We start from the raw sequence: 18,162 nt of genomic DNA on the forward strand, positions 1-18,162 counted from the left end.
TACCCATGCGCGACGCTGTCATCGTCTCCACCGCCCGCACGCCCATCGGCAAGGCCTATCGCGGCGCGTTCAACAATCTCGAAGGCCCGGCGCTGGCCGCCCATGCCGTGCGCGCGGCCGTCTCCCGTGCAGGCCTTGAGGGCGGCGAGATCGCCGATGCGATCTTCGGCTCGGCCCTCACGCAGGGCTCCACCGGCGTCAACGTGGCGCGCCATATCGCGCAGGCGTCGGGCCTGCCCGACTCCGTGGCGGGCGTCACGCTGGACCGGCAATGCGCCTCGGGCCTCAACGCGATCGCGGCGGCGGCTCATGGCGTGATGACGGGCGAGATGGACGTGGCGCTTGCGGGCGGGCTCGACTCGATCTCGCTGGTGCAGAACGAGCATTGGAACGGCTATCGCTACCGCAGCCCCGGCGTGCCCGACGCCTATTACATGTCGATGATCGAGACGGCGGAGGTCGTGGCCGAACGCTATGGCGTAACCCGCGAGGCGCAGGATGCCTATGCGCTGCAAAGCCAGACGCGCACCGCCGCCGCGCAGGAGGCCGGTCGCTTCGATGCCGAGATCGTGCCGGTCGAGGCGGTGAAGCTGGTGAAGGACAAGGCCACGGGCGACGTCTCGGAGCAGTCGGTGCGGCTGGAACGCGACGAGTGCAACCGTCCGCAGACCACGCTGGAGGCGCTTCAAGGGCTCAAGCCGGTGCTGGGCCCCGACAAATGCGTGACCGCAGGCAATGCGAGCCAGCTCTCCGACGGCGCGTCCGCCTGCGTGGTGATGTCCGCCGAAGAAGCCGCGCGGCGTGGGCTGGAGCCGCTGGGCGCGTTCCGGGGCATGGCGGTTGCGGGCTGTGCGCCTGACGAGATGGGCATCGGTCCGGTCTTCGCGATTCCGCGCCTGCTGGAGCGTGCGGGGCTCTCCATCGACGATATCGACCTTTGGGAGATCAACGAGGCCTTCGCTTCGCAGCTCCTCTATTGCCGCGACCGGCTGGGCATTCCCGACGATAAGCTCAACGTCAATGGCGGCGCGATCTCGATCGGCCATCCCTATGGCATGTCGGGCGCGCGCATGGCGGGCCATATCCTGCTGGAAGGCAAGCGCCGCGGTGCGCGCTACGGCGTCGTGTCGATGTGCATCGGCGGCGGGCAGGGGGCTGCGGGCCTGTTCGAGATCTTCTGAATAAATCGGTGTGGGCGTTGCGCGTGTGACGCCCCGTTCCGCTTTCCCTTCGCGTGACCCGCGTTATCGTGGGCGCGCGACAAAGAGGGAGGCGCGTTTTCCAGATGGTGTTCAAGGTTATCCGTTACGAGGTCGAAGAGCAGGTCGCGGTGATCACGCTCAACCGGCCCGATGTGATGAACGCGCTTAACGCGCAGATGCGCGCGGAAATCCTCGAGGCGGTGAAACGCGCCGAGGATGAGGCACGGGTGATCGTGCTGACCGGCGCGGGCCGTGCCTTCTGCTCGGGGCAGGATCTGGGCGATGGCGTCTCGGCGGCGGGGCTCGATCTGGAGCGGGTGCTGCGCGACGAGTACGAGCCGATGCTCAAAGCGATCTACGAGAGCCCGCTGCCGGTGGTCTCCGCGGTGAACGGGCCTGCGGCAGGGGCAGGGGCGAATATCGCACTGGCTGCGGATGTGGTGATCGCCTCGGAAGCGGCGAGCTTCATTCAGGCCTTCACGCGGATCGGGCTGATGCCGGATGCGGGCGGCACCTATTGGCTGCCGCGTCAGGTGGGCTTTGCCCGCGCAATGGGCATGGCTCTGTTTGCCGACAAGATCACGGCGCGGCAGGCGGCCGATTGGGGCATGATCTGGGAGGCCATCGCCGAGGTCGATTTCGACCACCACTGGCGCACCCGGGCGGCGCATCTGGCCAATGGTCCGACGGCGGCCTATCGCGCGGTGAAGCGCTCGCTGCGCGAAGGTTACAGCAATGATCTGTCGACCCAGCTGGAACTGGAAGCGGAGCTGCAGGGCAGCCTCGGTCAGAGTCACGATTTCCGCGAAGGCGTGACGGCGTTCCTCGAGAAGCGCGCGCCGAAATTCGAGGGGCGTTGAGCGCCCAGCGGCCTTGCCAAGCCGCCGCGCCCGCGCTAGCCAGAGCGCGCTGCGGGCGTGGTGGAATGGTAGACACACGGGACTTAAAATCCCTTGGGCATTGCCCGTGCCGGTTCGAGTCCGGCCGCCCGTAGCCTTCCTGCGAAAATGTGAGCTATCGTGAGGCCGTCCGGGCATGCGCGTGCCGCAGGCTTTGCCAATCGAGGCTTGCCCGCAATGCCCCCGCCGCCTAAACCCGTCGTCAAGCAAGGGGGAATTCATGGCTCGCAGACCGACGGGACCGGCCGATGACCGGCCCAAGACGAAGAAGATCGGCGCGCTCAAGGGGCTCGGCCCCTTCATCGCACCTTACAAGGGGCTGGCCTTCGGGGCGCTCTTGGCGCTGATCGCCACCGCCACGATCTCGCTGATCCTGCCGCTCGCGGTGCGCCGCGTGGTGGACGGATTCCAGAAGGGCGCGGCGCTGCTGGATCAGTATTTCTTCGCCGCGCTGGTCATCGCGGGTCTGCTCGCGATCGGGACGGGGCTGCGCTACTACCTCGTGACGCGCTTCGGCGAACGGGTCGTGGCCGATATCCGCAAGGCGGTGTTCGACCGGGTGATCTCGATGAGCCCCGCATTCTTCGAGCGCATCCTGACCGGCGAAATCATCTCGCGCATCACGACCGACACCACGCTGATCCTCTCGGTGATCGGCTCGTCCGTCTCGGTCGCGCTGCGCAACGTGCTGATCCTGATCGGCGGGTTGATCATGCTGCTCTTCACCTCGGCCAAGCTGACCGGGCTGGTGCTGCTGGTCGTGCCGGTGGTCGTTGTTCCGATCGTGGTTCTGGGCCGCCGCCTGCGGGTGCTGGGCCGTGAGAACCAGGACTGGATCGCGAATTCCTCGGGCTCCGCCTCGGAGTCGCTTTTGGCGGCGCAGACCGTGCAGGCCTTCACCCATGAGGCGATCACCCGCGAGAAATTCTCCGACGTCACCGAGAAAGCCTACCTCTCCGCCAAGAAACGGATCGGCACGCGGGCGGTGATGACCGTGATCGTGATCTTCCTTGTCTTCGCCGGCGTCGTGGGCGTGCTCTGGATCGGCGCGCGCGACGTGCGCGCGGGCGAGATGAGCGTGGGCGAACTGGTGCAATTCGTGATCTACGCGGTGATGGTCGCGGGTTCCGTCGGGGCGCTGTCGGAAATCTGGTCCGAATTGCAGCGGGCGGCCGGCGCGACCGAGCGTCTGGTGGAGCTGCTGCAAAGCGAGGACTCGGTGAAAGACCCCGAGCATCCGGTGCCGCTGCCGATGCCGGCGACCGGCGCGATCCGGTTTGAGGATGTGAGCTTCCACTACCCGTCGCGGCCGCAGGCCTCCGCGCTCGACCATGTCGATCTCGACATCGCGCCGGGCGAGACGGTCGCGCTGGTCGGGCCCTCGGGCGCGGGCAAGACGACCGTCGTGCAGTTGATCCAGCGGTTCTGGGATCCCGAAACCGGCAAAGTCATGATAGACGGCTACGACCTGCGCGACATGGCGCGGCATGATTTCCGTCAGGCGATCGCGCTTGTGCCGCAGGATCCGGTCGTCTTCGCGGCTTCGGCGCGCGACAATATTCGCTTTGGGCGTCCCGATGCGACCGACCGCGAGGTCGAGGAGGCTGCGCGCGCGGCCCATGCCTATGACTTCCTCGAGGCTCTACCCGACGGGTTCGACACCTATGTCGGCGAGCGCGGCGTGATGCTTTCGGGCGGGCAGAAGCAGCGTATCGCGATTGCTCGCGCGATCCTGCGCGACGCACCGATCCTGCTTCTGGACGAGGCGACCTCGGCGCTCGATGCAGCCTCGGAACGCGAAGTGCAGGCGGCGGTCGATCAGCTGGCCAAGACGCGCACCACGGTGATCGTGGCGCACCGTCTGGCCACCGTGAAAAAGGCCGATCGGATCGTCGTCTTCGAGGAAGGCAAGATCGTCGCGCAAGGCACGCATGACAGTCTCGTGGCCGAGGGTGGTCTTTACGCGGAACTGGCGAAGCTGCAATTCACCGAAGGAGCATGAGAGGCGTTCGCGCCTTTCCACCTTGAACCCGGACGCTTGTTTCCCCACGTCAGATTTTGCGTGACGTGACGTTTTGGCGGCGGCGTAACTCTTGCCGTGGCGGGCGCTTTTGCCGCATCCTGCGCGTGGCCCGTCAGTGGAGGATCGCGGCGGCCCCGGGAGGAGAATAATGCAGAAATTCGCGACAGTTGCCGACCGTGATGCGGTCGAGGCCGAGAAACCCTGGGAGGCGCGCAACCGCCCCGAAACGCTTTACGGTTTTCTCAGCGAGACCGCCAAGGCCCATAGCGATCGTCCGGCCCTGTCATTCCAGATCATGTCCGGCCCGACCGACAAGGCGGAGACGCTGACATGGTCGCAACTTCACGGCAAGGTCACGCAGGCCGCGAACCTGCTGCGCCATCTGGGCGTCGGGCCGACCGACACAGTGGCCTATCTGCTTCCGAATTCGCTGGAGACCGCGACGGTGCTGCTTGCGGGGGCCACGGCCGGGATCGTGAACCCGATCAACCCGCTTCTCGAGCCCGAGCAGATCGGCGCGATCCTGCGCGAAACCAAGGCGAAGGTTCTCGTCACCCTGAAGGCGTTCCCGAAGACGGACGTGGCGCAGAAGGCGGCTGAAGCCGTGCGGCTTGCGCCGAATGTCGAGGCTGTGCTCGAAGTCGATCTCAACCGCTACCTCTCGCCGCCGAAAAGCTGGATCGTGCCCTTCGTGCGTCCCAAGACCGAGGTGAAGCACAACGCGAAGGTGATGAGCTTCAACGGCGAAGCCGCGAAGATGCCCGGTGACAGGCTGATGTTTGACAACCCCAACGAGGATCGCGTCGCGGCCTATTTCCACACTGGCGGCACCACCGGCATGCCCAAGGTCGCGCAGCACAAATATTCCGGCATGATCTACAATGGCTGGCTCGGCGGGCGGCTCCTGTTCAAGCAGGACGACGTGATGATGTGCCCGCTGCCGCTGTTCCATGTCTTCGCGGCCTATCCGATCCTGATGTCGGCCATCGCCTCGGGCGCGCATGTCATTTTCCCGACCCCTGCGGGCTATCGCGGGGAGGGGGTGTTCGACAATTTCTGGAAGCTGATCGAGCGCTGGCAGGTGACCTTCCTCATCACCGTGCCCACTGCGGTCTCGGCGATGGTGCAGCGCAAGGTCGATGCCGATATCTCCTCGCTGCGGACCGCGCTCTCGGGCTCTGCGCCGCTGCCGATCGAGCTTTATAACCGCTTCAAGGCGGCGACCGGGGTCGAGATCGCGGAAGGCTACGGCCTCACCGAAGCGACTTGCCTGGTGTCGGTCAATCCGGTGGACGGGATGAAGAAGGTGGGCTCCGTCGGGATTCCGATGCCCTATACCCATGTGCGCATCCTCAAGAAGCGCAACGGCACGTTCGACGAATGCGGACGTGACGAGGTCGGCGAGATCTGCGTCGCCAATCCGGGCGTCTTCGAGGGCTCGACCTATACCGAGCCGGACAAGAACCACGATCTGTTCGCCGAGGAGCGTTTCCTGCGCACCGGCGATCTGGGCCGCATCGACGAGGACGGCTATCTCTGGATCACGGGCCGCGCGAAGGATCTGATCATCCGGGGCGGGCACAATCTCGACCCGGCAGAGATCGAGGACGCGCTGCTGAGCCACCCGGCCGTCGCTTTCGCGGGCGCGATCGGCCAGCCGGACAGTTTCGCGGGAGAGCTGCCCTGCGCCTATGTCGAGTTGGTGGCGGATGCCGAAGTCACCAACGAGGAGCTGATGGAACACGCGAAAGCGAATATCCACGAGCGCGCCGCGATCCCCAAATACCTGGAGGTGATGGACGAGTTGCCGAAGACGGCGGTGGGCAAGATCTTCAAGCCCGACCTACGCAAGAAGGCGATCATGCGGGTGCTCAATGGCGAGCTGGAAAACGCCGGCATCAACGCGCATGTGATCTCGGTCACAGAGGACAAGAAACGCGGTCTGGTGGCGCATGTCGCGACCACTGGCGACTGCGATCAGGACGCGCTGGCCCATAAGCTGGGTGAGTTTACCGTGCCGTGGGACTGGGCACAGTAAGCACCCCTTCAGATCTCTGCCATCCATTGCGCCGCCCTCAGGGGCGGCGCTTCGATTATGGAGACATCGTGGCGGTGCATCGCGAAATTGCCCCCGACCGGCCCAAGTAGGTTCCGATTTCAATGGTTAAAGAAAGTTAAAGAAGCCGCATTCGCAAGGACGGATCGGCACCATTGAGATCGAGTGTAACGATGTTCCGGATTACCATTGCCCGTTTCGTGAAACGCGCCCTTGCCCTCTTTGTGGCGAGCGTTCTGTACAGTTCCGCCGCGCAGGCGGTGACCGTGGACCTGATCACGAACGGTGATTTCGAGACCGGTAACCTCTCGGGCTGGAGCACATCGAGCACCGTCTTCGCCGATGACTTCCAGATCAATAACGGGCGGTTCAACCCGCGCGGGCCGACGCGGCGCGTCGATCCGATTTCGGGCAATTACGACGTGATGAACGAGCAGACCGGCTACGGTGTATCGACGTTGACGCAATTCTTCGCGGTGCCCGATCAGGTGATCAGCGCCAGCTTCAACTTCACCTATCAGATCGTGAACCATTACCTGCTGGGCTACGATGACCCGAACCAGCAGTTCCGCGTGAGCCTGATCGACAACGCGGGGGCGGTGATCTCGCAGATTTTTGCGACGCAGCCGGGCGATGTGACGACACAGGGTGCGACGGCGTTGAGCTACGACCTGACCAGCTACCTGCAGGCCGGGGTGGGCTCGACGCTGGGAATCCAGTTCGATGTCGAGACGAATTACTACTATATGAACGCCTCGCTGGACGAGATCGCGATGATGGTCGAGACGCCCGCGACGGTGCCGCTGCCCGCCTCGGTCTGGATGATGCTGGCTGGGCTGGGGCTTTTCGTGGGGCTTGGCTGGCTCGGTCGCCGGCGCGCGCGCGACCCGGTCGCAAATTGCGACAGCTTTGCCGCCGCGTAACAGGCCGTGAAAGCGTCCCGACAACGCCACCGACATATCCACAGCCCGCCACGTAAGCGCCTCAATTGAGCGGAAATCTGAAAGGGTGACGCCAGAACGGCGTCGATGCAAAGGAGACACGGAATGAGCCGCCTGATTGCCCTTTTCAGCTTCTTCAAGCGTCGGGAGGACCGGATCGAAGTGAGGATGAAGGCCCTTGGCGCGATGCCCGCGCCCCGCCACAGCCGCGTCTCGCCCTTCGCCGAGATGCCGAAGCCTCAGTAAGAGCCGCGCGCCTTAGTGCAAGACCAGTGCCAGTGACGAAACGCCCGAGGGTCATTCCCAGCGGGCGTTTGTTTTTTCCGCTTTTCGCGCCGGGAGAGGGCCTCAGAAGTCGACCGCGACGCCGGGCAGGTCCAGCTCCTTCATCAGGTCGCGCACTTCCTGACGGGCCGCCACGTTGGAGATGTTGAGGCTCTCGACGCCGAGGTCCTTCAGGTCCAGAAGCGTCAGCCCGCGCGGGAACAGCTCGCGGAAGATCACCCGTTCGGAGAAGCCGGGCGAGACGCGGAACCCGATGCGCTTCGAGAGCTGTTCGAGCGCCGCGCCCACCTTGCGCTTGTTGTGCATCTGCTGGGCGCCCACGCGGTTGCGCAGCACGATCCAGTCGATCGGCTTCAACCCTGCCTTCGCGCGCAGCTGCCGCGCCGACCAGACCATCTCGGAATAGATCGAGGGGCCGATCACCTTCGAGGTCACCGGATCGATCCGCGCCAGCAGGTCAAAATCGATGAAACTGTCATTGAGCGGCGTGACCAGCGTATCGGCCAGCGAATGCGCGACTTGAGACAGCCGCGTATGCGAGCCGGGGCAGTCGATCAGGATGAAGTCGCAGGACGGCTCCATCTCGGCCACGGCGGTGGACAGACGGTGGTCATAGGGGTTCTCGCCCGGACCCAGCGTCGAGGCGTCCACCTCGGGCAGTTCGCGATAATCGGGGCAGGGCAGGTCGAGCCCCTCGCGATCCATATAGGCCAGCCGGTTCTCGATATAGCGCCCGAAGCTGCGCTGCCGCAGATCGAGATCGAGCGCCCCCACTTTCCATCCCATCCGCGCCAAGGCGGTCGCCACATGCATCGAGGTGGTGGACTTCCCCGACCCACCCTTTTCGTTGCCCATCACGATGATATGCGCCAAGTCCCATCCCCGCTTTGTCTTGTGTCTTGTCCCTTACCAGACACTATAGATGGCAATGGGGAACTGGGGAAGGTGGCGCGCAAGGGGCGAGGCGAGATGGGGCTGGGGTGTGTGGTTTTGGTTGGGGGTTATCGTTTCTTGATTTTCATGAATGCGACAGAGAGGAAGCGCCGAGTGTTCAGCAAGATCTCGTCGCAAACCTGAAAAGCCTTTTCCCCTGAATCCGTTAGGCTCGGAATGTCTTCTGTTCCATGTGATATGCGGATTGGTTCGATCGTGCCATCTGCGCGAGTACTGTGCCCGGAAAGGTGAGAGATTTTACCCTCGTTTACCTCCAAGCGTTCAATATACAGGCTGTTCTGACCTTGACCGATAGCCGTGAAGGCACGAGTTTCCTTTGATAGCTCAGGATCGCTCTGATGCTTTGTTGCACTTAATTCAAATAGGTTCTGTAGCCACGACTTGTTTTCCGCGGGTTGCGCGTCGAGGATCTGGGCGAAGATTTCAGGTGCTTTGTCCTTGAGATCTCCGAGGTGAAGTTTTTTCAGGTGGTCCGATAGGCCTTCTTCTGACGCTCTCTTGGGGAAGTAGACATTTGGACGATTAGCATTTGGCGCTGAATATCTCTCCCAGACCTCATTCATGAAACGGTCGAGTAATAGTCTACAGGAATTAGCTAAATCTTGGACTTCGACTGCGAGTTCTTCAAGATTTCCGTTAGTTTGAAATTCGTCTTTCGACTGTCGCCAAGACTTCTCAATTTTTCGAAGTCTTACATCGTATTGCGTCGGTAGGCTCACTAAAATTCCTCCTTGGAATAAAGTGAGCCTACACGAATTCGCTTACCGGCTGAACTTCTTGTACTTCACCCGCTTCGGCTCGACAGCATCCGGGCCGAGACGACGGATCTTGTCTTCCTCGTAGTCCTCGAAGTTGCCCTCGAAGAATTCCACATGGGCGTCGCCCTCGAAGGCGAGGATGTGGGTGCAGAGGCGGTCGAGGAAGAAGCGGTCGTGCGAGATGATGATCGCGTTGCCGGCAAAGTCTTCGATCGCGGCTTCCAGCGCCTGTAGGGTTTCGACGTCCAGATCGTTGGTCGGTTCGTCGAGCAGCAGCACGTTGCCGCCCTCTTTCAGCAGCTTGGCCATATGCACGCGGTTGCGCTCACCACCCGAGAGGAGACCCACCTTCTTCTGCTGGTCGCCGCCCTTGAAGTTGAACGCGCCGCAATAGGCGCGGCTGTTGACCTGCGCGTCGCCCAGTTCGATGAGTTCGGCCCCGCCGGAGATTTCCTCCCAGACGGTTTTGTTCGCATCCAGCGCGTCGCGCGACTGGTCGACATAGGCGAGCTTGACGGTCTCGCCGAGGGTGATCTCGCCGGTGTCGGGCTTGTCCTGACCGGTGATCATGCGGAACAGCGTGGATTTCCCGGCGCCGTTCGGGCCGATCACGCCGACGATGGCACCCGGCGGGATCGAGAAGGACAGGTCCTCGATCAGTTGCTTGTCGCCGTAATGTTTCGAGATGCCCTCGACCTCGATCACCTTGCCGCCCAGACGCGGGCCGTTCGGGATGATGATCTGGGCCTTGCCGACGCGCTCGCGCTCGGACTGGTCCGCCATCTTTTCATAGGCCGAGATACGCGCTTTGGACTTCGCCTGACGGGCTTTCGCGCCGGCGCGGATCCACTGAAGTTCCTTCTCGAGGACTTTCTGCTTGGCCTTGTCCTCGCGGGCTTCCTGCTCGAGGCGCTTCGCTTTCTGCTCCAGCCATGCGGAGTAGTTGCCCTCATAGGGGATGCCGCGGCCGCGCTCGAGTTCGAGGATCCACGAGGTGATGTCGTCGAGGAAGTAACGGTCGTGCGTGACGCAGAGGATCGTGCCCTTGTATTCGATCAGGTGCTTTTGCAGCCAGGCGATGGTTTCCGCGTCGAGGTGGTTGGTCGGTTCGTCGAGCAGGAGCATGTCGGGCGCTTCGAGCAGCAGCTTGCACAGCGCGACCCGGCGGCGCTCACCGCCCGAGAGGGTTTCGACATCGGCGTCGTCCGGCGGGCAGCGCAGGGCCTCCATCGCGACGTCGACCTGGCTGTCGAGATCCCACAGGTTCTCCGAGTCGATCTCGTCCTGCAGCTGGGCCATCTCCTCGGCGGTCTCGTCCGAGTAGTTCATCGCCAGCTCGTTGAAACGCTCCAGCTTTGCCTTCTTGGCGGCCACGCCTTCCATGACGTTGCCGCGCACGTTCAGCGCCGGGTCCAGATCGGGCTCCTGCGGGAGGTAACCGACTTTCGCGCCTTTCGCGGCCCAGGCCTCGCCCGAGAAATCCTTGTCGATGCCGGCCATGATGCGCAGCAGCGTGGACTTACCCGCGCCGTTTACGCCCACGACGCCGATCTTCACGCCGGGAAGGAAATTCAGGCGGATGTTTTCGAAGCATTTCTTGCCACCCGGATAGGTCTTCGAGACACCATCCATGTGATAGACATATTGATAGGACGCCATAGTCGACCTCGTATGGAATAAGGGGTTTGGGCGCCTTCTATGCGGAAAGCCGGGATAGGGAAAGGGGGCGTGGCGGGAGCCTACGGGCGAGCCTGCCGCTTCTGTCGCGGAACTGTCAATTTTCAAGGTGCGCAGATGCGCAGAACTGTGTTTGAAATCGCCAGTTTCCTGCGAATGCGAACGATCCTAGATCAGCGTCATCGCCGAGGGCACAGACGCTTCCCCCTGTCGCTTCGCTTTCGGTGAGAAGAACAACATGCGTATTCGTATAGGAGAGTAACCATGAAAACGCTTATCACGACTTCCGTCCTCGCCCTCGCCCTGAGCACGTCGCTGGCTGCTGCCGGCGGTGACGGCTACGGCTCCATCGCGCCCTCGATGTCGCAAAGCTCGTCGGCCAGCAAAGGCTCGGCTGTTGGCGAAGTGACCCCCGGCAAGGCCCAGATCGCGGCCCAACTCGGTCTGAACCCGGCCGAATACACCACCGCCGAGCTGTTCCGCATCCAGAACGCGCTGCGCAACGGCAATCGCGACGAGGCGAAATACGTCATCAACCACACCAACCGTCAGCCGGTCGACGTGGCGCCGCAGCCCGTGATGGGCCGTGACGCGTAAGGTCGACGCAGTGTTCTGACCGAAAACGGCTCCCTCGCGGGGGCCGTTTCTATTTGTGCGAACCTGTCATTTTCTTTCGATAAAATTGGTTTTCACATGTATTCCAAATACTTCACGGCGTCTGGAACGGGCGAGAGTTCCCTGTGTATATGTGTTTGAGTAAACATGGGAGCGGGCCGAAACGGCCTTTTGTGCGATGATTGGGTTCATAAGTCGGGGTCATCGGCGCCAGACGGTGCCGCGGAAAATCAACCTGCTGATGAAAGGATTTCATCATGACCCGCAATCTTCTGACTACTGCTATCGCAGCACTCGCCCTCACGGCAGGCTCCGCCGGACTCGCTTCGGCCGCCACGACCTATAACGGGCCTGACAATAATTCGGACCTGGGTGTCATCGCGCCTTCGATGACGCCGCAAACCCAAGGGTCATCGATGGTCGTCAACGCGACCAATCAGGGCAGAGCGCAAGTTGCCGCAGAGCTGCAAACCTTCGCCGGTCTCAACAATGTCGATCCCACGCAATATTCGGTGGGCGAGTTGCAGAAAATGCTCCACGCAGCGCGCAAGGGCGATACTGCCAAGCTGGCCTACTACCGCAGCCACGCGGACCGGCAACCGGGCGGTCCCGGCCTCGGCAGGACCACGCCGGGCAAGACCCAGATGGCTTCGCAGCTTGGGCTCAACCCCGACAACTACACCGTTGCCCAGCTTCAGCGCATCCAGCATGACGTGCAGCGCGGCAACTATGGCGACGCCCATTTCATCGTGACCCAAGGCGCTTCGTCGCAACCCACGACGATGCACTTCGCGCCGAAGGCTTCCTGACCTGACATCGCCTGACTTGACGAAAGGGGCGGTCCTTCGGGGCCGCCTTTTTCATGCGCTTTGACAGGGCGGTCAAAGCCTGTATCCCTGAGCGGGACCTATGGGAGAGAACATGCTCGAAACGCTAAGGCACTATTACGAGGGCGAGAGCCACCGGGCGCATGTCTTCCGCTACGGGCTTCTGATTTTCGACCTCTTGACGATCGTCTTCGTCATCGTGACCTCGTTCTTTCCGCATTCCAGCACCATAGGCGCGATCGATGCCGTGATCGGCGTCGTGATCGTGGCGGATTTCCTCGCCCGTTACGCGATCTCGGGCGAGAAGGTGCGGTTCTGGACCCGCGCGCCGACCTGGGCGGACCTGATCGCGATCGGCTCCTTCCTTGCGCCGATCGCGGGGCAGGGGTTGGGCTTTCTGCGAATCCTGCGGACGCTGCGGCTGTTGCACACCTACCAATTGCTCGCCCGGCTGCGGGCGGATTTCTCTCTATTCCGGCACCACGAAGAGATTATCGTCGCGGCGATCAACCTTCTGGTTTTCCTCTTCGTCATGACCGGGCTGATCTATTCGACGCAGGTGCGGATCAACCCGGAGATCAAAAATTACGCCGACGCGCTCTATTTCACCGTCACCACGCTGACGACGACGGGCTTCGGCGACATCACCCCCAAGGGCGAATGGGGGCGGATGATCTCGGTCGCGATCATGATCTTCGGGGTGACGCTGTTCCTGCGGCTCGCTCAGGTTCTGTTCCGGCCAACGAAGGTGCGTCACGAATGCCCGACCTGCGGGCTGAAACTGCACGATGCCGATGCGGTCCATTGCAAGCATTGCGGCGAGGTCATCCATATCGACACCGAAGGGATAACCTGAGCGTCTCAGCAGGGCTTGGCGAGCACCATCACGTACCACGGGCCCTTGCCGTCGCGCTTGGGGACGACCGCCACGCCGATCCGCGTCACGCCGCGTAGCAGGATGTTGCGGCGATGGCCGGACGACTTCATCCAGGCGTCGAAGGTCTCGCCCGGATCGCGCTGGCCCATCGCAACATTCTCGGCGATCAGGCAGGCGTGAAAGCCCGCGCGCTTCGCGCGCGTGAGTGGGGTCGACCCGTCGGAGCCCGTGTGGGCAAAGAAGCCGCGCCGGGCCATGTCGCAGCCCTGTGCCGCGGCTGCCTGTGTCAATTGCGGGTCCATCGCGAGCGCGTTGAGGCCCTGCGCCTGTCGCTGTTGCGAGGTTGCCAGCGCGATCTCTCGCCCCTGCGCGGCATCGATGGCGCACTCGCCAGCCTGCGCCGCGAGCGGGAGCAGGCCGAGAAGCAAGGCGGACAGGGCGAAAATGCGGATCAAACGAGTCGTCCCCAGAGATCGTATTCCGAGGCCTCGTCGACCTCGACCGTCACGATATCACCGGGGCTGAGATTCTCGAAATCCTCATCGATGAACAGGTTGCCGTCGATCTCGGGAGCATCTGCCTTGGTGCGGCAAGTGGCGCCTTCCGCATCGACCGCATCCACGATCACCTGCTGCACAGAGCCCACCTTGGCCTGCAGCTTCGCCTCGGAAATTGCCTGCGCCTTCTCCATGAAGCGGTTCCAGCGGTCCTGCTTGACCTCGTCGGGCACATGATCGGGGAGGGTGTTGGAGCGCGCGCCCTCGACATTCTCGTACTGGAAGCAGCCGACGCGATCGAGCTTCGCCTCGTCCATCCAGTCGAGCAGGTACTGGAACTCCTCCTCGGTCTCGCCGGGATAGCCGACGATGAAGGTCGAGCGCAGCGTGATATCCGGGCAAGCCGCGCGCCATGCCGCGATCTCATCGAGCGTCTTGGCCGAGGCCGCGGGCCGCGCCATCCGTTTGAGCACGTCCGGATGGGCGTGCTGGAACGGGATGTCGAGGTAAGGCAGCACGCCGCCACCGTTCTCCTGTGCTTCCGCCATCAGCGGGATCAGATTGCGCACATGCGGGTAGGGATAGACGTAATGCAGCCGCACCCATGCGCCGAGCGACCCCAGATCGCGGGCGAGATCGGTGATATGCGCGCGGTGGCCCCGCTCTTCGGCATGTTTGATATCGACGCCGTAAGCGGAGGTGTCCTGCGAGATCACCAGCAATTCGCGCACGCCCGCACCGACCAGCTTCTCGGCCTCGCGGACGATCGCATGGGCCGGACGACTGACGAGGCGGCCGCGCATGTCAGGGATGATGCAGAACTTGCACTTGTGGTTACAGCCCTCGGAAATCTTGAGGTAGCTGTAATGGCGCGGCGTCAGCTTCACGCCCGCGGCGGGCAGAAGGTCGACGAAGGGATCGGGATCGGGCGGCACGGCCGCATGGACCGCGTCGAGAACCTGCTCGTATTGATGCGGCCCGGTCACTGCGAGCACGGACGGGTGCGTGCCGGTGATATATTCGGGCTCGGCACCGAGGCAGCCAGTTACGATGACCCGACCGTTCTCGTTCAGCGCCTCGCCGATCGCCTCGAGGCTTTCCGCCTTGGCGCTGTCGAGAAAACCGCAGGTGTTCACGATGACAGCATCCGCGCCCGCGTAATCGGGCGAGATCGCGTAGCCCTCGGCGCGCAGTCGCGTCAGGATGCGTTCGCTGTCGACCAGCGCTTTCGGACAGCCAAGCGAGACCATCCCGATCAGCGGCTGACCGGGGCGGGGGGCATCCGTGATGCGCGCGCGGGGCGCGAGATCGGGACGCAGGTTCGGAGGGTTCGTGCTCATGGCGCGCGATATAGCCTTTGCAGGGCGCCCCGAAAAGCCCCTCGCATCGGGGCAGCGTCGGTTGGGGCGGCGGGATTGTGGCGTGTGTGACCGGTTCAAAAGAAAAGGGCGCCTCGCGGGGCGCCCTTCGATATCACGGGGGAAGCGGCCTCAGCGGCGACGGTCGCGGCGCGAGCTCATCGGCTGGAAGGCGACGCCGACATGGGCCTCGCAATAGGGCTTACCGGATTGGCTCGGCAGGCCGCAGAACCAGAATTCCTCGGTCGCAGGGTCGCCGATCGGCCATTTGCAAGTGCGCTCGGTCAGTTCCATCAGGCCAAGCTTCTTGGCGTGTTTCTCGACCTCGCCGACCTTGGCCAGCGCGGCGGGGTCGATCTCGTTGGCCGACGGCTGCGGCGGCAGCGGCTGGCCGGCGGGGATGATCGCCTTGCGTGCGGGCGCGGCCGACGGGGCTGCGGCCTGAGCGGGCGCGGGACTCGCCGGTTTCGCGGCAGGTTTGGGGTCCGGCGCCTCGGCCGCGGGCTGCGCGGCGGGCTTCTCGGGTTTCGCCTCGACCTTCTCGGGCTTGGCTTTCGGCTCGGGTTTCGCGGGCTCTGCTGCGCCGCCGGTGCGGTTCGACAGGCCGAGGCGATGCACCTTGCCGATCACCGCGTTGCGCGTCACACCGCCCAGCTCTTTCGCGATCTGGCTGGCCGATTGGCCTTCGGTCCACATCTTCTTGAGCAATTCGACGCGTTCATCGGTCCAGGACATGGGCATCCTTCCTTGGTTTCCTGCAAGTCCGTCTTGCAGGCCATTCCAGTTTCAATCCCTATTTTAGCGGGAGAGCGCAGAGATACAATCGCGGGGCCCGCTTTTCAAGGGCTACGAGGCGGTTCGGGCGCGTGCGCAAGCGGGAAACCGGCTGTGCGCTCGCTGCGTTGAGCTGCGGGCCGCGAGCGTGTAGGGAGCGGTCAACAACGGGAGTATCAGGATGTACGAGATCGGTGTGCGCCGTTTTGGCGCGGTAAACTGGATGGGCCTGCGGATGTTGGGCTGGCGCGAGATTCGCCGCTTTCTCGCGGTCTGGCAGCAGACGGTGTTGGCGCCGCTGATCACCGCCGGGCTGTTCCTGACCGTCTTCGCGCTGGCCTTCGGGCGCAATCGGGCCGACGTGCTCGGCGTCGATTTTCTGCATTTCATTGCGCCGGGCATCCTGATGATGACGGTGATCCAGAACGCCTTTGCCAATACGTCCAGCTCGATCGTGATCGCGAAGGTGCAGGGCAATATCGTCGACACGCTGATGCCGCCGCTTGCGCCGTGGGAAATCCTCGTGGGGTATCTGACCGGGGCGGTAGCGCGCGCGCTGATCGTGGCGGTCGTGATCTGGATCGGGCTTTTTGTCGTGCTGGGGCAGGGTGTCGCACATCCGCTCTGGGCGCTGGCCGCGGTCGTCTTCGGCGCTGCCTTCCTTGGCGGGCTGGGCATTCTGGCGGCGGTGTTTGCCGACAAGTTCGACCAGATGGCGGCGATCACCAACTTCATCATCACGCCGCTGTCGTTCCTGTCGGGAACCTTCTACTCGGCCAAGGCGTTGCCGCCGGCCTTCCAGATCCTGACCCATTACAATCCGGTCTTCTACCTGATCGACATGGCCCGCTTTGGCTTCCTCGGTGTGTCCGATGCGTCACCGTGGCGCGGTCTGGCGGTGATCGGCGTGGCGCTGATCGTGGTTCTGGGACTCGGCTGGTACTGGCTGCGCATTGGCTATCGCATGAAGCCCTGAGCCAGTCGCGGCGCGGCGACTTACGCCGAGTGCGCGCCGCCCGCGAGGCCTTTCACGAAGTCCAGAACCTCGGCCACCGGCTTGCCCTCGGCGATCTCTTTCACGATGGCCGAGCCCACGACGCAGCCATCGGCCACGCCCGCGATGGTCTTGGCCGCCTCGGGCGTCGTGATGCCGAAACCAACGATCACCGGCAGATCGGTTTTGGCCTTGATCCGTGCGACTTCCGGGCCGACCTCGGTCGCCTGCGCGGCCTGAGAGCCGGTAATCCCCGTCACCGAGACGTAATAGACGAAACCGGACGTGTTCTGCAGAACCTTGGGCAGGCGCTTGTCGTCGGTCGTCGGCGTCGCTAGGCGGATGAAGTTGATCCCGGCAGCCTGCGCGGGGATGCAAAGCTCCTCATCCTCTTCCGGCGGCAGGTCGACCACGATCAGCCCGTCGATGCCCGCGGCCTTCGCATCTTCGAGGAAGCGATCCACGCCGCGCGAATAGATCGGGTTGTAATAGCCCATCAGCACGATCGGCGTGGTGTCGTCGGTCTTGCGGAATTCCGCCGCCATGTCGAGCGTCTTCTGCAGCGTTTGCCCGCCGTCGAGCGCGCGCTGCCCCGCCAGCTGGATCGTCGGACCGTCGGCCATCGGATCGGTGAAGGGTACGCCCAGCTCGATGATGTCGACGCCTGCCGCCGGCAGGCCCTTCATCACCTCGAGCGAGGTTTCCAGATCCGGGTCGCCCGCCATGATATAAGAGACGAAGGCTTTCTTGCCCTCTTCCTTGAGGCTGGCGAATTTGGCGTCGATGCGAGTCATGGCGTCCCTCCGGCTGGTCCCGAAGCGGTTTGCGCGAAGAGGGCGGGAAAATCAATGCCTCGCGCGCGTGATCGAATGCCACGACGGCCCGCGCATACTGCGGCGACGGACCGCGCCTACATCTTCGAGGGGCCGTTGATCATCCACGCCGTTCCGAAACGGTCACGCAGCATTCCGAACCCGTCGGCCCAGAACGTGTCGTCGAAAGGCATCATGACCTCCTCGGCCCCATCCATCAGCCGCTCGAAGATCGCCTTCGCGGCCTCCCGGCTGTCCGAGACATGCGAGATCGAAACCGAGCTTTGCGGACGATCGCGCCCCTCGGGCCAATCCGAGGCCATCAGCGCGCCATCTCCGAGCTTGATCAGCGCATGCATGATCCGCGCCTTGCCGTTATCGCTCATGCCTTCGCTGGCCTCGGGCATGTCGCCATAACGCATGAGGAAGGGGGGCTCGGTGCCGAAGAGGTCGGCATAGAAACGCATCGCCTCTTCGCAGTTTCCTTGAAAGTGGATGTAGGGTTCGAAACTCATCGCGGTCACCTCCCTGAACACGAAGGCCAGCCTATCACGATTCCGGCCCTCGCGCGCGCTTGCACCGGGGGCGGCCAATGAATAAGAAACGCGCAGCC

18 protein-coding genes and 1 tRNA gene are annotated in these 18,162 nt (G+C 63.4%); 11 read left to right on the top strand and 8 right to left on the bottom strand.

Features of this window, described 5'->3' with window-relative positions:
- The first annotated feature begins 5 nt into the window (after positions 1-5).
- From B6V73_RS13310 to B6V73_RS20800, 7 genes are all read left to right on the top strand, one after another.
- The gene (locus B6V73_RS13310) at positions 6-1,181 is read left to right on the top strand and encodes an acetyl-CoA C-acyltransferase (protein WP_088725466.1); all 1,176 of its coding nucleotides are present in this window, start codon (positions 6-8) and stop codon (positions 1,179-1,181) included.
- Positions 1,182-1,285: 104 nt separating this feature from the next.
- Positions 1,286-2,062, top strand: a complete 777-nt coding sequence (locus tag B6V73_RS13315) for an enoyl-CoA hydratase-related protein (protein WP_075774019.1) — start codon at positions 1,286-1,288, stop codon at positions 2,060-2,062.
- A gap of 51 nt (positions 2,063-2,113) precedes the next feature.
- Positions 2,114-2,195 (top strand) — tRNA-Leu (locus B6V73_RS13320).
- A 126-nt stretch (positions 2,196-2,321) separates the two neighbouring features.
- The gene (locus tag B6V73_RS13325; protein WP_075774020.1) at positions 2,322-4,103 is read left to right on the top strand and encodes an ABC transporter transmembrane domain-containing protein; all 1,782 of its coding nucleotides are present in this window, start codon (positions 2,322-2,324) and stop codon (positions 4,101-4,103) included.
- 169 nt (positions 4,104-4,272) lie between these two features.
- Positions 4,273-6,162: an acyl-CoA synthetase gene (locus B6V73_RS13330; protein ID WP_088725467.1), complete on the top strand. Its 1,890-nt coding sequence runs from the start codon at positions 4,273-4,275 to the stop codon at positions 6,160-6,162.
- Between the two features lie 191 nt (positions 6,163-6,353).
- On the top strand, positions 6,354-7,103 hold the full coding sequence (locus B6V73_RS13335) for a VPLPA-CTERM sorting domain-containing protein (RefSeq protein WP_088725468.1): 750 nt from the start codon (positions 6,354-6,356) through the stop codon (positions 7,101-7,103).
- A 123-nt stretch (positions 7,104-7,226) separates the two neighbouring features.
- Complete coding sequence (locus B6V73_RS20800) at positions 7,227-7,367, top strand: hypothetical protein (protein WP_168174898.1); 141 nt, start codon at positions 7,227-7,229, stop codon at positions 7,365-7,367.
- 102 nt (positions 7,368-7,469) lie between these two features.
- Here the strand turns inward: B6V73_RS20800 and B6V73_RS13340 are convergent, their stop codons facing one another.
- The 3 genes from B6V73_RS13340 to ettA form a co-directional block, all read right to left on the bottom strand.
- On the bottom strand, positions 7,470-8,279 hold the full coding sequence (locus B6V73_RS13340; RefSeq protein WP_075774023.1) for a division plane positioning ATPase MipZ: 810 nt from the start codon (positions 8,277-8,279) through the stop codon (positions 7,470-7,472).
- Between the two features lie 128 nt (positions 8,280-8,407).
- Positions 8,408-9,079, bottom strand: a complete 672-nt coding sequence (locus B6V73_RS20480; protein WP_143597905.1) for a hypothetical protein — start codon at positions 9,077-9,079, stop codon at positions 8,408-8,410.
- 42 nt (positions 9,080-9,121) lie between these two features.
- Positions 9,122-10,777 (bottom strand): energy-dependent translational throttle protein EttA, encoded by a 1,656-nt coding sequence (gene ettA / locus B6V73_RS13345; protein ID WP_075774024.1) that lies wholly within the window; start codon positions 10,775-10,777, stop codon positions 9,122-9,124.
- Between the two features lie 282 nt (positions 10,778-11,059).
- On the opposite strand from ettA, the gene B6V73_RS13350 reads away from it, so the two are divergent.
- The 3 genes from B6V73_RS13350 (at position 11,060) to B6V73_RS13360 (ending at position 13,093) form a co-directional block, all read left to right on the top strand.
- On the top strand, positions 11,060-11,392 hold the full coding sequence (locus B6V73_RS13350) for a hypothetical protein (protein WP_075774025.1): 333 nt from the start codon (positions 11,060-11,062) through the stop codon (positions 11,390-11,392).
- Between the two features lie 275 nt (positions 11,393-11,667).
- Entirely contained in the window at positions 11,668-12,219 is a 552-nt protein-coding gene (locus B6V73_RS13355) for a hypothetical protein (RefSeq protein ID WP_088722329.1), read from the top strand.
- A gap of 112 nt (positions 12,220-12,331) precedes the next feature.
- Positions 12,332-13,093: an ion channel gene (locus B6V73_RS13360; protein ID WP_075774027.1), complete on the top strand. Its 762-nt coding sequence runs from the start codon at positions 12,332-12,334 to the stop codon at positions 13,091-13,093.
- 5 nt (positions 13,094-13,098) lie between these two features.
- Here B6V73_RS13360 and B6V73_RS13365 read toward each other — a convergent pair whose 3' ends face one another.
- The 3 genes from B6V73_RS13365 to B6V73_RS13375 all read right to left on the bottom strand — a co-directional run bounded on the left by B6V73_RS13365 (position 13,099) and on the right by B6V73_RS13375 (position 15,704).
- Positions 13,099-13,569, bottom strand: coding sequence for a CAP domain-containing protein (locus B6V73_RS13365; RefSeq protein ID WP_088725469.1), 471 nt, complete (start codon positions 13,567-13,569; stop codon positions 13,099-13,101).
- Positions 13,566-14,951: a 30S ribosomal protein S12 methylthiotransferase RimO gene (gene rimO, locus B6V73_RS13370; RefSeq protein WP_088725470.1), complete on the bottom strand. Its 1,386-nt coding sequence runs from the start codon at positions 14,949-14,951 to the stop codon at positions 13,566-13,568. The genes B6V73_RS13365 and rimO overlap by 4 nt, the downstream gene beginning before the upstream one ends.
- Before the next feature lie 150 nt (positions 14,952-15,101).
- Complete coding sequence (locus tag B6V73_RS13375; protein ID WP_075774030.1) at positions 15,102-15,704, bottom strand: GcrA family cell cycle regulator; 603 nt, start codon at positions 15,702-15,704, stop codon at positions 15,102-15,104.
- Between the two features lie 220 nt (positions 15,705-15,924).
- Here B6V73_RS13375 and B6V73_RS13380 point away from each other — a divergent pair, with 220 nt between their 5' ends.
- The gene (locus tag B6V73_RS13380) at positions 15,925-16,719 is read left to right on the top strand and encodes an ABC transporter permease (protein WP_088725471.1); all 795 of its coding nucleotides are present in this window, start codon (positions 15,925-15,927) and stop codon (positions 16,717-16,719) included.
- A 20-nt stretch (positions 16,720-16,739) separates the two neighbouring features.
- On the opposite strand, the gene trpA is transcribed toward B6V73_RS13380, so the two are convergent.
- Together trpA and B6V73_RS13390 are read right to left on the bottom strand one after the other, a co-directional pair.
- Complete coding sequence (gene trpA / locus B6V73_RS13385) at positions 16,740-17,531, bottom strand: tryptophan synthase subunit alpha (protein ID WP_088725472.1); 792 nt, start codon at positions 17,529-17,531, stop codon at positions 16,740-16,742.
- Positions 17,532-17,647: 116 nt separating this feature from the next.
- Positions 17,648-18,064 (bottom strand): VOC family protein, encoded by a 417-nt coding sequence (locus B6V73_RS13390; protein ID WP_088725473.1) that lies wholly within the window; start codon positions 18,062-18,064, stop codon positions 17,648-17,650.
- Between the last annotated feature and the right edge of the window lie 98 nt (positions 18,065-18,162).

The organism is Thioclava sp. JM3, from assembly GCF_002213185.1.
GTDB classification, from domain to species: domain Bacteria; phylum Pseudomonadota; class Alphaproteobacteria; order Rhodobacterales; family Rhodobacteraceae; genus Thioclava; species Thioclava nitratireducens.